Here is a 14,907-nt window from a genome sequence, read left to right as displayed (position 1 = left end):
ACCGCTTCTCCTTTTGGTTTAAATATCATGGTAAGTTTACTGCTAATTTTTGCGGGTTTTGCTTTCTACCGTTACTCAAGAAAAAACGAGAATGCGTAATCAAAAAAGGTGGAGAAAAATCGCTTCCCTTGCGGCGATTTTTATTGGTGTAACTATTTTCAGCTATAACCTTTACTGGCTGAATCGGGGATTTTCGGCTTATTCTAAACCAGAAATCACCCCAAGCTACTTTAATGACCAAAGCGAACCGATAAAAAAGGAAAAATTATATAAAAGCAAACCTGTCCATGGTGAAAAAATCGGGGTTCTTACCATCCCTAAATTAAATCGCTCCCTTCCAATCCTAGAAGGAACCAATCCAGACGTGCTAAAACAGGGTGTTGGACACTTTGAGCATAGCGTCCTTCCGGGTGATAACAATAATTCGGTTTTATCCGGGCATCGGGATACTGTTTTTCGAGGACTTGGAGATGTAGGCATAAATGATGAGCTAATCGTCACAACGGACGCTGGTGAATTTTTGTATAAAATAAGGAAAGTAAGGATTGTTAACCAAGACGATCGGACGGTAATTGTACCGAAACCAAAAAGCACATTAACGGTAACAACCTGTTACCCATTTGGTTTCATCGGGAAATGTCCCTAAACGGTACATCCTTGTCGCTGATTTAGTATCGGAAAAATTAAAGAACTAAGAAAGTTGGTGCCGACCCCCAGTGCAGAAAAGCATTAACGTAGTGGGGGTCCGGCCCTTATTTTCGAGGGGAGATACTTTATGGCTAAACGGCGTAAGCGCTATTCCTATCTCTCTTGGTTTTTGATATTGACCTATTAAAAAGAGAAATGAGTATTCCTTCTTTCTTAAATAGAAAAGAATGATTTAGAATTATGAAAAATGTGATGACATACCTCAACTATTGAAAGCTTCTTAATTTGGGATATGGTTTTAATAGATTCTTTCATCATGGAAGGATGGGTCATCTTTCCAGTGAAAGGTCCTTCAAAAGGCCATGGACCATCTGTTTCGACCATGATTTGCTGAAGTGGATAGGATTGAACGAGATGTTGAATTTCCTCCTCATACAAAACATCGGGCGTGACAGAAATGTAGTACCCGTTTTCTGCCATTCGGAGGATCGTTTTGGAATCACCTTTGAACCAATGGAAATGGGCTTTTGGAAGGGAGTATCTCTCCAAAAGATCACAAACGATGGGTGCATCTTCATAAACAGCATGAAGGACGATAGGTTTTTCTAATTCCTTACTTAGTTTAATAAATGCTTCTAATAGTTCAATGTATTGGCTACGTTGAAGAGTCGTTAGTTTTTGTTCTTTTCCTAAATAATATGGAAGCCCTACTTCACCAACTGCGACCATGTCATTTTGATGGCTCTTTATCCAACTAAAAAGTTCATCCATTTGTTTCTCCGTAGGGGGCGTTTGTTCAGGATGATAGCCGAAAGCTGGCTTCACCTTTAAGTATATGTTGGCAAGATCTTTATTTTTTTTACTTGATTCTAAATCAAAAGAAACGGATATTAGTGCTTCTAGAGATGAGTCCCTTTCAATGATATCCTTCATTTCTTGATCGTTATAATGATCTAAATGAATATGTGCATCAATCATTTTTAGCAACGTAATCACTCTCCTGTTTTTTTGAGAGAATAGTAAATTTTCCTTTTCCATTCTAAGAACTCGTCTTCTAGAAATAGACTCTCCTCTCTTGGACGTGAAAAAGGAACTTGAAATTCGGCAGCCACCTGAGAAGGTTTATTGGATAAAACAATAATTCGGTCAGATAGAAATAATGCTTCTTCAATATTATGTGTCACAAAAAGGATGGTTCTTCGATGTTCTTCCCAAATCGATAATAGCCATTTTTGCATATCAAGTCGTGTTAATTCATCTAAGGCTGAAAAAGGTTCGTCTAAGCAAATGATGGATTGTGGACTTAATAATGCGCGAATAAAGGATGCCCTTTGTTTCATACCACCTGATAATTCATGAGGGTAAGCATTTTCGTAACCCGTTAATCCAGCAATATCAATCATTTCTAATGCTGCTTTTTTTTCTTTTTTTCCTTGAAGCTCTTGCCCAAGCAATACATTTTCGACAATCGTTCTCCAAGGAAGGAGAGAAGGGGTTTGTGGCATATAGCTAATAAACCCCCGTTTTCCGTTAATGACTTGATGATCTAAGTGAATGGTTCCTTGATCTGGTGAGAGGATTCCTCCGATAAGACTGAAGATCGTACTTTTCCCACTACCAGATGGCCCAATAATCGAAACAAACTCATTCTTATCAATTGTGAATGCGAGATTCTTGATCACTTCATTCTTGTCAAATTTCTTAGAAATATTTGAAACGGTAAGATGACTCACTTTCATTTCGCCCCTTTCAACTGCCACCGAACGAGCCAGCGTTCAATCAGAACGATGATAGAAAAAAATAATAAACTTAATGCCACAATAGAAAATATGGCTACAAAAACTCTATCTGTACGGAAGGATGAAGAGGCGAGGGTCATATAAACACCGATACCATCTTTTGCTCCAAGCCATTCGGAAATAACTGCACCCATGACACTGTAAGTAGCGGATATCTTTAAACCTGAAAATAGGGAAGGAAGGGCATAGGGAAGCTCTAGCTTCCAAAATAATTGCTTATTCGATGCTCCTGCCATAATCATGTAATGCTTTAACTCATTGGAAGTTTGCTTAAATCCATCTAATGCAGCAACGGTGATGGGAAAAAAGCAAACGAGAGTGATGACGATCATTTTTGGTAATAATCCAAAGCCAAACCAAATCACTAAAAGAGGAGCTAGGACGATAATAGGAATGTTTTGTGAGATGATTAGCAACGGGTAAATCGATTCCCGAATGAAAGGGAGCAAGTGCAATAGAATAGCTGTAAGTAACCCGATTAATAAACCTAAGGCAAATCCGAGTAAGGATAATTTGATCGTTGACAATAAATCTGGATAAAAGTTAGCCCAACCATTGAAACCCTCATAAAATATTTTTGTCGGAGTGGGTAAAAGCCAATCTGGAACTCTAGATTTAATCGCAACCGTTTCCCATACAATGAATAAAAGGAGGAGAACCAATAACGGTCTCCACCCTTTCGCTATGATTTTCATCATTATCTATATTTCTCCGTAAGCTGACCCATGGAGATGCCTGATGGCTGGTACAATACTTTTATTTGCGAGATAACGTTACTGCTGCCAATTTCTATCATGCGATCATTCATTTTCGTGATCACCTGCAGCAATTGCTGTAAATCGCCCTCCATTGTGGTTTCAAGAGGATGTACCTCGAATTTTACCCCAGACTCTTGAATCACTCGAATTGCTTCATCTACATACGGAATAACACTTTCGCCATCTTTTGTTTTTGGTATGATTTGAATACTGATCAGTGAATTTGTCATTTCATTATCCCCTTATTGTGGTAAAAATTGATCTGTAAATGCTGTTTTAGCGTCAAGCTTTTTCTCTAGAAGTCCATTTTCAAACATCCATGAAGCATAGTTTTCCCAGACTTTTTGTTTTTGCTCGCCCCATCTTGATGCATCATCCTGATATTTAGAGGCCAGCCATTCTTGACTTTTCTTAACAAGCTTTGGATCCAAGTCAGGCACTGCCTTAATTAAAATGTCGGCAGCATCGGATGGATGTTTAATTGCAAATTCATAGCCTTTGGAAGCAGCTTTTACAAAAGCTTTTACTGTATCTGGGTTTTCTTTTATCATGTTTTCATTCGTTGCGAGAACTGGTGTGTAATAATCGAGTTTATCAGAGTAGTCTGTTAGATATACCATATTGAGCTTTTCTCCACGTAACTCTGCCTCAACACCAGTCCAGGCATAATAAATCCATGCGAAATCGATGTCTCGTTTCACAGCTGTAAAGAAATCAGTATCTCCCATATTGACAATCGAAACTTTATTTACATCGGCATTTTCTTTTTTCATTAAGGAAGAAATAACCGATTTTTCAACAGGTGAGCCCCAGCCACCGTATGTTTTCCCTGCAAAGTCCTTTGGTGAAACAATGTTTTTTGAAGCTGGTGAGGCAAAACCAGATGTATTGTGTTGAATAACGGCTGCGATGGAAACAAGTGGAACCCCTTGTATGCGAGCTTGTGTGATCGATTCCTGATAGCTTACGCCAAACTCTGCTTTACCTGAAGCCACAAGTTGATCTGCTCCAGCATCACCTGGCATAATGATATCCACATCTAATCCTTCGTCTTTAAAATAGCCTTTTTCTTTTGCCACATATAAACCGGTATGATTCGTGTTTGGTGTCCAATCTAGTACGACAGATACCTTTTTCAGAGATTGCTTGTCTTTCTTTTTCGATTCTGATGCTGAATTTGAATTGCTACAGCCCGCAATCATGAATAATGAACATAATACGATTAACCACTTCTTCATTCCTCTTCCTCCTATGTACATAATAAAAGCGCCCTAGGGGAGAACCCAGGGCGCATATAAGCAAACAATATCAATTGTTTAAGAACATGTTCCCTCCGCTGGTTTCAACCAGATCAGGTTCTAAGAGTCAGCATCTTAAGGATGCTATCTCAACCGGCAACACCGGTCCCCCTACAATTCTAGCTATTAAATTTTATTCCAACCACATTATAACAGAAACCTTTATTTTGACAAGTGCAAAAATGGCAATTTGGTAGAAAGGAGTGAAATGAAGAGATTATTTTTTTAAAAGGTTGGAAATGGAGTCGTTATTAACATCATTCAAGTCCATAGTGATTTTCCCTTCCATCCCCCATTTTGGACATTTAAGTTGCTAATCGTTGCTATCTTAAATTAGAGTATGAATCACCAATTGGAGTAATCGAGATATTCAAAAAACAGCAGTGCAAATGGAAAAAACAAGTTAAGTATGGTGATTCCATGTCCCAAAAATGTAAAAAAGGCAATCCTTCTTTAAATGAAGAATTGCTTTTTTGAATTGGTTTCTCTGTCTTCTCGCAAGAATAAATTTCATTTCCTGTTACAAAATTCAAATCAGATTACACCTTAAATCGATAACCTGCACCCCAAACCGTTTGAATATATTGGGGCGAAGATGGATCTTCCTCTATTTTCTCTCTAATACGATTAATATGCACCGCAACGGTTGCATTATCTCCATACGATTCAGCACCCCATATGCGTTCATAGAGTATTTCCTTGCTGAAAACCATATCAGCGTTGATGACTAAAAAAAGCAGCAACTCATATTCCTTGTTTTTAAGCTCAATCTCCACATCTTTTACATATACCCGTCTTGTTTTTTGATTAATCCGAATGGTACCAACGGTCATTTCTTGTGGCTTATTCTCGACATTGGTTTCCATTAATCGTTCAAACATGGCAAGATGGGATTTGACACGTGCCACTAGCTCACTGGGCGAAAATGGTTTGACAATATAATCATCTGCCCCCAACCCTAAGCCCCGTATTTTATCAATTTCCTCTTTTTTAGCGGTTACCATGAGGATGGGGATGTTTATTGCTCCACGAATCTTGCGGCAAATTTCAAATCCATCCATTCCCGGCAGCATGACGTCAAGCAAAATCAAATCATACGCTCCTGTCAATGCACTTATCAAACCGCTTTCCCCATCACTGTTAATGTCCACACTATATCCATTCGCAACCAAATAATCTCTTTCAATAGAAGCAATGGAGTCATCATCTTCAATAATCAGTATCTTCTTCAACTTCCTCCGCCTCCGTTTTCATATATTGGTATCGTAATCACGATGCTTAACCCGCCTTCTGGAACATTTTCCGCCCAGATTTTTCCGTCAAACCTTTCCAAAATTTTCTTAGTAATCGCCAGTCCTAAACCGCTGCCCTTACTCGGATTATTTCGGGAAGGATCACTGCGATAAAATATATTGAAAAGCTTAGGGAGCGCTTCTTCTGGAACTCCGGGACCATCGTCTGTCAGGGTAATCCAGACTTCCTCCCCACGTACAAAACTGGCAATTTCTAATATACCTGTGTCTTTCGCTTTGTATTTAACGCTATTTTCAAAAATATTAATGAGCGCATTACGAAACTGGACGGGATCCACTTGGATAGTAATCTGCTTTACATTCTGGACGATTTTTAGAGTAAGTCCTTTACTTCGATATTCCGCTGACATCGATTTGACCAGCGTTTCTAGTTCAGTCCCAATCGGAAGCTTTTCAGGATAAAAAGGGAATTCGCCGATATCCAACTTAGAGAATAAAAATAACTTATCTACAATTTGATCAATTTCTTCTGATTTAGTTTTTATAGTTTCAAGATAGTTTTTTTGTATCGTTGGTGTAGTGGCGATGCCATCGAGAAGCCCTTCTACAAAAGCTTTGATGGAGGTTAACGGGGTTCGTAAATCATGCGAAATCCCCGCAACTAATTCTTTCCTGCTTGTTTCATCTTTTTTTCTTACTGCAACAGATTCTCGCAGTTTCTCCGCCATAAGATTAAAATCACTGCATACGGATGAAAACTCGTCCTCTCCCGAATATTCAATCCGGTAATCCAAATTTCCCAACTGAATTTGATGGACTCCGTAATTAAGGATTTCCAAGGGTGTCACAATCCGTTTCAGGATAAATTTAGTCAGTAAATAATTGGTCAGCGATACGATGATGGTGATTAAAACAAATAACATAAGTCCCCATTTTATAAACGTCGTTCGATATTGTCCATTATTTACGTCAATCCCCCTATAGTCGGAAAAAGCTAATACCGCGGTATAATGGTTTATTTTTTTACTATAAAAAGCATAATGATCGACAATCACGGTGTGAGTCGTCTGATCATCCAGTAAAGCCTGGACAATTTGGTTCATTCCAGTTTCCACATTCGATTGCGATGGATAGCTGAGTTGATTATTCTCATATAGTAAAAGCGAGATTCTTTTATCATTGTATTTTTGATTAAAGATATCCATTTCTGTCTTAATGGTTTGGATATTGGTATGGCTTGACCAACTGTTAAAGGTTTGATTGGTCTTTTTTATTAATGTAGAAAATAACTCACTATTATTATGTGCTCGATTAATGTTCGTTCCTGTAAAGACTAGAAAAAGAACAAGAGCGGCTATTAAGCTTAAGAAGGCAGGGATAATTAACATGAGGATGTTTGAAACCAACAGCCTTTTTTTTATCGTCACCCTATCCACCTCCACTACTTCAATTTTATTCGCTCTTAACATTCTAACCTTAATTTATTGATAGAAGTAAAAATAAATATAAACTGTTTATAAACTGAACTTTTCTGCTATTTAAATCCATCCCAAACGGAACCCTAATATATCCTCATTTTCCATTCTAAAAATCCCAACTAAAAAATGAAGACCTGCAGCGTTTTATTCTTTTTTATGAAACAGTTTAAGATCTGTTTAACTTTGATTTACAGTCTGTTTATCGAACAAGGTTACAATAGCGAAGAACAATAAGAAATACAAGGTGGAAATTTTTCATAGAAAGCTAAAATACAAGAATCATACTTTTTTCCACAAAAGTTGAGAGAAAAATTCAATTGGAGGACATCATGACATTATTAGAAATCAAACAGGTAAGTAAATCATATAAACTTGCTGGAAAAGAAAAGGTGCCTGTTCTCCGGAATGTGAACATAAAATTTGAAAGTGGTGAATTTGTTTCCATTCTAGGTGAATCAGGTTCGGGGAAGTCCACCTTAATGAATATTATCGGTGGGATGGACTCTGATTATGAGGGAGACGTGATGATCCAAGGCAAGACGCTGAGATCGATGAAAGAAAAGGAAGTTGATGCGTATAGGAAGGATAAAATTGGCTTCATTTTTCAAAGCTTTAACTTAATTCCTCATCTTTCTGTCCTCGAAAATGTGATGATGGCAATGCAAATGACGGATACAAATAAACAAGAACGAATGCAGCGCGCCAAGGGAATTTTAACAGAAGTTGGCTTAGTAGATCACATGCAGAAAAAACCAAATCAACTTTCAGGCGGCCAAAAACAGCGTGTCGCGATTGCTCGGGCCTTATCCAATGACCCTGACATTATTCTCGCCGATGAACCAACCGGTTCATTAGACAGGGATACGAGTGAACAAATACTTGAACTGCTTGATTCCATTGCGAAAAAAGGGGTTCTTGTTATTACCGTAACACACTCACAAAGAGTAGCGGATTTTGGAAGCCGGATTGTATCGGTGGAAGATGGCTCTATTATTGAAGATCAACGATTAAAAGAGCGATACATGGCAGTGAAAGAAACAAACGAGACAAAGGGGAAAAGTTTAAGCTTAAAGGCTTCCTTTAAGCTGGCCATCAAAAATATGCGATTACAATCGAAGAGAAACCTTCTAGTGGCCATAGGAGGTTCGATAGGGATCGTGAGCGTCCTTTTAATGTTGTCATTAGGAAACGGTGTAAAAACCTATATGAATAATGAAATTAATTCCACCTTGAATCCGCTTCTTGTTGATGTAGTAAAATCGCCCGAAGCGGTGAAAGGGCAGCAGGCAGGCCGACTCCCTAATCGGCAAAGAGGCGGAGAACCTTTTACGGAAAAGGATATCAACAAAATCAGTGGCATTAATAACGTTGACCACGTCGAAAAGGTCATTACAATCAAGGGAAAGAGTAATGTTGTCTATCATGAGTCGAACAAAGATCTTCAAGTCCTTGGAACGGTAACAGATTCAATCAAGGATAAAAATATTGAAAAAGGTAGTTTGCCCTCTGACAATGAAGTGCTGCTGACGACATCTTTTGCAAAAAGCTTGAGCAGTGACAAAACATATAAGTCCCTTGTAGGTGAAACAATCAGCCTGTTTATTAATCAAATGGATGAACAAAATCAGCCTGTCACGGTTAAAGCAGAATTGGTTGTATCGGGTGTGTACGATCAAGGAAATACGGGGCCGATGAATGATGCGAATGCCTACGTTTCCTATTCAACACTTGAAAATGCCTATAGCAGCCAAAATTTAACCTTACTCCCTACCCAGATCAATGCGTATGCGAACAATCAAGATCAAGTCGAGAGTATTAAAAAAGCCGTCGACAAAGCGGGATTCATCAGTTCGCCGACGGCCAGTATCATGAAACAGGTGACAACCTATGTGGATATGGCCACTTACCTATTATCAGGGATAGCCGGCATTTCACTACTAGTATCGGGCATTATGATTTTAGTGGTTCTTTATATTAGCGTTGTGGAACGAACAAGAGAAATCGGGATATTACGGTCGATTGGTGCAAGAAAGAAAGATATTCGTCGTATTTTCTTCTCAGAGTCAGCGCTTTTGGGCTTGTTGAGCGGAGTCATTGCTGTTGCGGCGGCATGGGGTATCAGCCTTGGTTTGAACAACCTGTTAGTAAATACCTTTGGTACTGAATTGGTTCAACTCACACCTGGTTACATGGTATTTGGTATTGGCGTTAGTACCTTGATTAGTGTGATTGCAGGCTTGCTGCCTTCTTCAAAAGCAGCCAAACTTGATCCGATGGAATCTCTTCGTTATGAATAATTATGTAAATAGACGTTAATTCGGATCTTTGATATGAGAATAGATATACAGAGCCAGCCAGGAACATTCATAAGCGTTCCTGGCTCTTTTATCGCACAAACGTAATAAAATCGACATTAATCAATATTGGTGCCTGTCCCCCGATGCGGTAATGCTTTAATATACTGGGGGACAGGAACCTTTTTATTGGGGACACGCTGGAAGGAACTTTGTCTTTTATGACTTAAATGGAAATACATTTGATGTATGGAGTGAATTAAGTACGATATTTAAAGAAAAATATCTTGCTTAAAGAAAGATGTTAAGCATAGGAGGGTGGTAACAATTCCAACCTGATTGTGACCGATCAGCTGAATGAATAACGGTACTGATCCAGGAATCGGGCGATTTTTTTTACGTCCGATTTTTAAAAGATGGATGCTATTTTGGGATTCGCCCATTAAACTCAATAATTCGCTCATTGAACCTAAAAATTCGCCCATTGGAAGTCATAATTCGCCCATTGAACGTGAATATTCGCCCATTGAAGGCATCCCCCGATGCACTAATGCTTTAACATTCTGGGGGATAGGCACCTTTTTTGTTCAACTCCTTAACTGAAAAAGGACACTTTTTAATGTTGCAGGTGAAAACAGTGTGATTGGGTGCGCTTTTAATTGAAGAACATTGATTAGTTTTTCGTATACAGCTTCATTCGTTTCGCAGGCTAAAATGACCTTTTTTACATACCACATCAGAAACGGCAGTCCAAATGGTTTTTTTTCCAACCGTTTGAGTGAAGCGGAAGTCTTCCGTTAGGGCGACTAACCAAGGAATATCAATAATTTTGCTGAAACTCCGATGGGTATGGATGGAGATTTGAGCTAGCCCGTTTTTATGCACTGCTCTTTGAAGTTCCTTCTTCAATGCAATGGCCTCTAAGGCAGAGATACTCATACCTTGGCCAAAGACTGGATCCATTCTGCAAAAAGCATCGCCCATGACAATGAGACGATCAGGAAAAGGAGACAATTTTTCATAATGAAAACGCCGCAATGCGGGAAAGCGGTAGACTGTAACATCCGTCTCAGGCTGCCCTTCTTCGATGGCCTCATAGATATCTGGCTTTCCCAAGCATTTTGTATAAGCTAAAAATTCTTCCCCGCTGTTTGGAGGCGAATCAACCCCATACCCAAGTAACGTGACCATCCAGCGCTTATTTTCAATGGGGGAAATGCTGCCGCCCCTGTTTTGTGAAGGGGGATTGGGATATACCAATAAATTACTCCAATCTTTATTTTTCGAGGAAAGGGAACGATAAATTCTGCTGGCATAGAAAAGGTTGACCCTCACTTCTGTTTTTGCCGGAGCCTGATAACCTAATTGCTTCAGCCAGCTAGAGGTTTGCGATCCTGCACCTGCAGCATCAACAACTAGGTCAGTCTGGATTTCCAAATCCATTTCCCCTTCTTTTTGAATTACAATTCCATTGATTTGCGTTTGATCATTATTCACCAGAAGCTTTTTCGCTTTGGTTTCATACATATAGCTTACATTTGGTATTTGCTTGAGCCTGCGCTGGATATGCCATTCTAGGAATGGGCGGCTTTGCTGGATAATGGACATGCCTGCATGATATTTCAATTTCCAGCTCCCATGGTGATTCCAGGCCAGTCCACCCGCAAAGTCGGATTTGACGGAACCAGCTTCGATTAGTTCATCTATAATTCCTGGAAAAAGGTCATTCAGAATCTCTTCCCCGCTTTTTAAAAGAGCATGGCCGTGCGAACCTTGCGTGACTCCTATTCTTGGTATATGTTGATTGCTCATTTTATCTTTTTCGATGATGATGACTTCTTCGAAGAAATCGGATAGTACTCGAGCTGCCAGCATACCGGAGATACTGCCGCCAATAACCACGGCTTTTTTTCCTAAAAAATCTTTTTCTAGCAATCCTTTTGCCATTGATGATGTGCCACCATTTACAATAACCATATAATGGTTAGCATTATATCAAAATTTTTTTGGTTTAGGGATTATTTTTTTAATAGAATTAGTAGAAGTAGTTATAGAGTTGGAAGAGTGAGTTGGATGAATGGGCAAAAAACTAATTAAACGTTTGATTGAATCGGCCAACCCGTTGGCAACATCGGTTTGGAGAATTTAACTAAACTTTTGATTGAATCCTTAACTTGTTCTTTTTAAATGTTCTTTAGTGAGTGAGCAGTTTACGATACGATAGATTAAAATAGGTGATGATTGGAGTGAGATGTAATGAAGATTATTCAAAAAGAATTTTTCATTCATAATTTACAATATATTATCAGGTACGCTCTAGAAGAAGATGCGCAAAACTTGTCTGAAGTACGAGTGCAGATAGATGGCGAAACAGAAAACATGGATAGGGAAAAAGGCGAGGCGTACATAGATGAAGCGGGTTTTAAGGCGATCATACAAGACGATACAGAAAAGATGAATCATCTATTTTTGGTTGCTGAGGTAAATGATAGAATTGTAGGTTTTTCAAGATGTGAAGGGAACAATTTGAAAAGGACTTCTCATAAAGTCGAATTTGGGGTCTGCGTATTAAAAGAGTTCTGGGGCCATGGAATAGGGCAAAACCTATTAAAAGAATCCATTCACTGGGCAGACGCAAATGGCATAAAGAAAATAACCTTGAATGTTCTAGAAACCAATGACAAAGCGATCAAGCTTTATCAAAAATATGGCTTTGAAGTCGAAGGCATTCTAAAAAAGGACAAAATTCTATCTGACGGGAATTATTATAATACTATTTTGATGGGAAGGATTAATGGATAGGATTTGAGGACAATTTGTTTTTCTATAGAGAACTTTATATCAATGTTTTGACTCAAAACCCACTGAAACATCGAAGTAGAGGGGATCTACTTCAATGCTTCGATGTTTTAGCTTAAAATGCGCAGGTATATCTAAGTAGCATAGCGGGGGTCAGGTACCCCCTTCCTTATTATGTGAAATTCCCTGTCTAGTTGAAGAAGAATAGTTATAATATTACTCCCGCAAAATTTCCTCTCAATACTTGTTTCTCATTCTGATTTGTACATAGGAAAGCTGCCACAATAGAAATTCTATTATTATCTTGCTTTTCATATTTCTCAATTGTTACTTCACATATAATTGTATCTCCTGTAAAAACGGGTCTCAAAAACTCAAAATTCATTGTACGAGCCAATACATTGTTATCTCCACCAACTTTTGTAGGTAATGTAGCTGTCAGCAGCCCTTGTATGACAAGTCTTCCCTGATCATCAGGAGTAGTATGGTGAGTGCCTTCATCACCTGAAACCTTAGTAAACAATTCAACATCTTCCATTGTGAAAGTCCGTTCAAATGTAATAATATCGTCTACTTTTAAAGACATCGTTATTTCCCCCTATACTATTAAATTAAAACTCTCCTCAATTTATATGTGAAATATATTCAAATGTTGTTGTTCCATATACGCATTAAATTAAAATGGCTATAGTATATTATTGCAGAATTAGATATAGCCCACATACCTTTTAATTTATGAGAGAAAATCTTGAGGTTTCCAATCATGCGGCTTTATGTTCTTATTCATACATTTCATTTGTGGTGCTTGGTAGGGGATGGTGGCGATTAAATAATTATTATGCCAGCTTGCTGCTCCGGAACGAATCATTTCATTGAGCAGGATTTGAATAAATTCTTCTGGCTGAAGCTGGAAAGAGTAGCGTGCAAAATCTTGGAACCAACCACACTTTAATAGGTAGTTATCGATTTCTTCTTTTGCCAATCCGTTTTTTATGATTAATGTGAATGAAAAAATCCTCTTACAGGCATGCCATGAAACTTTTTCCGGCATCTTGAGCCACTTTTCAAACCTTTCCCTGGCTGCATCAATGGCAGCCAGGGGATTCTCAATTTGAGGTCCATGGCCAGAATATGCCCGCCCAATCCGTAGCTTCGACAACCGATCCAAACTTTCTATCGACCGCTGGATAGATGCCACACCCTCACGAAAGATATTCAACCATCCGATATCATTTTTGTGAAAGAGATCCCCGCAAATTAATACCTCCCCTTCAGGTTCATATAAAGAAATATGCCCTAACGTATGTCCTGGTGTGTGCAAGACTTTTAAGGTTCTACTTTCTGTATTAATCTCATCGTTATCTGAGAGCTTTGTATTGACTCGATAGGGTTCTACAGGCTGATCTAACCATTCTGCACTACAGGCTTCGGGGTCACAGGAATTAATTAAATTGGCATCCCATTTATGAGCAGCAATCGTTACACCATAATTTTTTTGAAAATGAAAATTGCCTCCTACATGGTCACTATGATAGTGCGTGTTTACAATAAGGTGTAATTCTTCTGGTGAAACACCTTCATCTTTAATTAGTTGCTCTGTATCTTTCACATCACTCCCAAAACCAGTATCAATAAGAATCGGGAGCTGATCTTTAATTAGGATCATATTTGCACTTGGAAATTTTCTTTCAAAGAAAATAATACTGTTTTTTTCCATTTGCTATTCCTCCTTAAGTTCAGAGATTAAACAATTATGATTGAACGCTCGCTCAATTATATTATAAACCATTTGCAGAATAGTTAAAAAATATTAACGCTTCATTTGTAATTACAAAAAGTTGGAATCTTATTTCACTAACCTTGACTTCGCCCCTTGGATAAATCCAAAAAGTTGGTGCCTAGTGCAGTCTTCCTCTTTTTATCTTTGTGAGCATACTGTTAGAATAATTTTCCCACAATAATATAATGAGAAATAGAAGGAGATGTTGATCATGACACAATCATTAAAAGGAAAAGTAGCGTTTGTAACAGGTGCTGGAAGAGGTATTGGCAAGGCAGTTGTAATTGCATTAGCAAATGAAGGTGTAAACATTGGTTTACTCGCAAGAACTGAGACTGCCTTAAGGGAAGTCGTAAGTGAAGTGGAAGGTTTAGGAGTAAAAGCAGCTTATGTGGCCGTTGATATTTCATCTCAGGAAGAAGTAGAACAAGCGGTTAAAAAATTAACTGATGAGTTGGGCACCGCTGATATTCTGATCAATAATGCAGGGATTGGGAAATTTGGTACGCTATTAGAAATGGATCCGAAAGAATGGAAGAGAATCATTGATGTTAACTTAATGGGCCCCTATTATGTAACACGTGCAGTTCTTCCTCAATTAATTGAAAAAAACCGCGGTGATATCATTAACATTTCGTCTACAAATGGGTTAAGCGGCGCAGCCACATCCAGTGCCTATAGTGCATCTAAATTTGGAGTAATCGGCTTAACGGAATCATTAGCACAAGAAGTCCGAAGGAATAACATCCGCGTTACAGCATTAACTCCGAGTACCGTTGCTACTGAACTTGCGGTTAAAA

The 14,907-nt window shown here is 38.6% G+C and carries 13 protein-coding genes, 2 pseudogenes and 1 riboswitch; of the genes and pseudogenes, 5 read left to right on the top strand and 10 right to left on the bottom strand.

The genetic code is table 11. The features are described 5' to 3' along the window. Positions 1 to 91: 91 nt before the first annotated feature. A pseudogene (gene srtD / locus BSO02S_RS19780) lies at positions 92 to 695 on the top strand (class D sortase, LPxTATN-specific). A gap of 166 nt (positions 696 to 861) precedes the next feature. On the opposite strand, the gene BSO02S_RS19775 reads toward srtD, so the two are convergent. The 7 genes from BSO02S_RS19775 to BSO02S_RS19745 all read right to left on the bottom strand — a co-directional run bounded on the left by BSO02S_RS19775 (position 862) and on the right by BSO02S_RS19745 (position 7,183). Then, the gene (locus tag BSO02S_RS19775; protein WP_369691311.1) at positions 862 to 1,626 is read right to left on the bottom strand and encodes a TatD family hydrolase; all 765 of its coding nucleotides are present in this window, start codon (positions 1,624 to 1,626) and stop codon (positions 862 to 864) included. Between the two features lie 14 nt (positions 1,627 to 1,640). Beyond that, positions 1,641 to 2,381, bottom strand: coding sequence for an ABC transporter ATP-binding protein (locus BSO02S_RS19770; protein ID WP_096190968.1), 741 nt, complete (start codon positions 2,379 to 2,381; stop codon positions 1,641 to 1,643). Between the two features lie 2 nt (positions 2,382 to 2,383). Continuing rightward, positions 2,384 to 3,145 carry an ABC transporter permease gene (locus BSO02S_RS19765; RefSeq protein WP_066071566.1) on the bottom strand — a complete coding sequence of 254 codons (762 nt, stop codon included), beginning with the start codon at positions 3,143 to 3,145 and terminating at the stop codon, positions 2,384 to 2,386. Then, complete coding sequence (locus tag BSO02S_RS19760) at positions 3,145 to 3,435, bottom strand: thiamine-binding protein (protein ID WP_066071563.1); 291 nt, start codon at positions 3,433 to 3,435, stop codon at positions 3,145 to 3,147. Before BSO02S_RS19760 ends, BSO02S_RS19765 begins: the two co-directional genes overlap by 1 nt. Before the next feature lie 12 nt (positions 3,436 to 3,447). Further along, positions 3,448 to 4,443 (bottom strand): ABC transporter substrate-binding protein, encoded by a 996-nt coding sequence (locus BSO02S_RS19755; protein ID WP_066071562.1) that lies wholly within the window; start codon positions 4,441 to 4,443, stop codon positions 3,448 to 3,450. Positions 4,444 to 4,516: 73 nt separating this feature from the next. Further along, a riboswitch (TPP riboswitch) is annotated at positions 4,517 to 4,626 on the bottom strand. A 416-nt stretch (positions 4,627 to 5,042) separates the two neighbouring features. Next, the gene (locus tag BSO02S_RS19750; RefSeq protein ID WP_066071559.1) at positions 5,043 to 5,735 is read right to left on the bottom strand and encodes a response regulator transcription factor; all 693 of its coding nucleotides are present in this window, start codon (positions 5,733 to 5,735) and stop codon (positions 5,043 to 5,045) included. Then, positions 5,732 to 7,183: a sensor histidine kinase gene (locus BSO02S_RS19745; RefSeq protein WP_066071554.1), complete on the bottom strand. Its 1,452-nt coding sequence runs from the start codon at positions 7,181 to 7,183 to the stop codon at positions 5,732 to 5,734. Before BSO02S_RS19745 ends, BSO02S_RS19750 begins: the two co-directional genes overlap by 4 nt. 380 nt (positions 7,184 to 7,563) lie before the next feature. On the opposite strand from BSO02S_RS19745, the gene BSO02S_RS19740 reads away from it, so the two are divergent. Continuing rightward, complete coding sequence (locus BSO02S_RS19740; protein WP_066071550.1) at positions 7,564 to 9,531, top strand: ABC transporter ATP-binding protein/permease; 1,968 nt, start codon at positions 7,564 to 7,566, stop codon at positions 9,529 to 9,531. A 190-nt stretch (positions 9,532 to 9,721) separates the two neighbouring features. Then, a pseudogene (locus BSO02S_RS26560) lies at positions 9,722 to 9,823 on the top strand (VOC family protein); the annotation flags it as partial. 398 nt (positions 9,824 to 10,221) lie between these two features. On the opposite strand, the gene BSO02S_RS19730 reads toward BSO02S_RS26560, so the two are convergent. After that, positions 10,222 to 11,475 (bottom strand): FAD-dependent oxidoreductase, encoded by a 1,254-nt coding sequence (locus BSO02S_RS19730; protein ID WP_066071544.1) that lies wholly within the window; start codon positions 11,473 to 11,475, stop codon positions 10,222 to 10,224. Positions 11,476 to 11,784: 309 nt separating this feature from the next. Between BSO02S_RS19730 and BSO02S_RS19725 the strand changes: the two genes are divergently transcribed. Continuing rightward, positions 11,785 to 12,330, top strand: a complete 546-nt coding sequence (locus BSO02S_RS19725) for a GNAT family N-acetyltransferase (RefSeq protein WP_066071542.1) — start codon at positions 11,785 to 11,787, stop codon at positions 12,328 to 12,330. Between the two features lie 205 nt (positions 12,331 to 12,535). Here the strand turns inward: BSO02S_RS19725 and BSO02S_RS19720 are convergent, their stop codons facing one another. Then, on the bottom strand, positions 12,536 to 12,913 hold the full coding sequence (locus BSO02S_RS19720) for an FAS1-like dehydratase domain-containing protein (RefSeq protein ID WP_066071540.1): 378 nt from the start codon (positions 12,911 to 12,913) through the stop codon (positions 12,536 to 12,538). 147 nt (positions 12,914 to 13,060) lie between these two features. Further along, the gene (locus BSO02S_RS19715; protein ID WP_066071537.1) at positions 13,061 to 14,044 is read right to left on the bottom strand and encodes an MBL fold metallo-hydrolase; all 984 of its coding nucleotides are present in this window, start codon (positions 14,042 to 14,044) and stop codon (positions 13,061 to 13,063) included. Positions 14,045 to 14,318: 274 nt separating this feature from the next. Between BSO02S_RS19715 and BSO02S_RS19710 the strand changes: the two genes are divergently transcribed. Further along, the coding region (locus BSO02S_RS19710; protein ID WP_066071535.1) for a 3-ketoacyl-ACP reductase at positions 14,319 to 14,907 on the top strand (589 nt) is incomplete at its 3' end.

It is taken from the genome of Neobacillus soli NBRC 102451 (genome assembly GCF_001591665.1).
Lineage (GTDB): Bacteria > Bacillota > Bacilli > Bacillales > Cytobacillaceae > Neobacillus > Neobacillus soli.
The sequence above is the reverse complement of the archived record's forward strand: the minus strand, read 5'-3'. Positions and strand labels throughout refer to the sequence as shown.

Excerpts from the sequence above, each read along its gene's own strand:
- BSO02S_RS19755 (WP_066071562.1), bottom strand. The coding sequence starts at position 4,443 with ATGAAGAAGTGGTTAATCGTATTATGTTCATTATTCATGATTGCGGGC.
- BSO02S_RS19760 (WP_066071563.1), bottom strand. The coding sequence starts at position 3,435 with ATGACAAATTCACTGATCAGTATTCAAATCATACCAAAAACAAAAGAT.
- BSO02S_RS19775 (WP_369691311.1), bottom strand. The coding sequence starts at position 1,626 with ATGATTGATGCACATATTCATTTAGATCATTATAACGATCAAGAAATG.
- BSO02S_RS19720 (WP_066071540.1), bottom strand. The coding sequence starts at position 12,913 with ATGTCTTTAAAAGTAGACGATATTATTACATTTGAACGGACTTTCACA.
- BSO02S_RS19765 (WP_066071566.1), bottom strand. The coding sequence starts at position 3,145 with ATGATGAAAATCATAGCGAAAGGGTGGAGACCGTTATTGGTTCTCCTC.
- BSO02S_RS19715 (WP_066071537.1), bottom strand. The coding sequence starts at position 14,044 with ATGGAAAAAAACAGTATTATTTTCTTTGAAAGAAAATTTCCAAGTGCA.
- BSO02S_RS19730 (WP_066071544.1), bottom strand. The coding sequence starts at position 11,475 with ATGGCAAAAGGATTGCTAGAAAAAGATTTTTTAGGAAAAAAAGCCGTG.
- BSO02S_RS19725 (WP_066071542.1), top strand. The coding sequence starts at position 11,785 with ATGAAGATTATTCAAAAAGAATTTTTCATTCATAATTTACAATATATT.
- BSO02S_RS19740 (WP_066071550.1), top strand. The coding sequence starts at position 7,564 with ATGACATTATTAGAAATCAAACAGGTAAGTAAATCATATAAACTTGCT.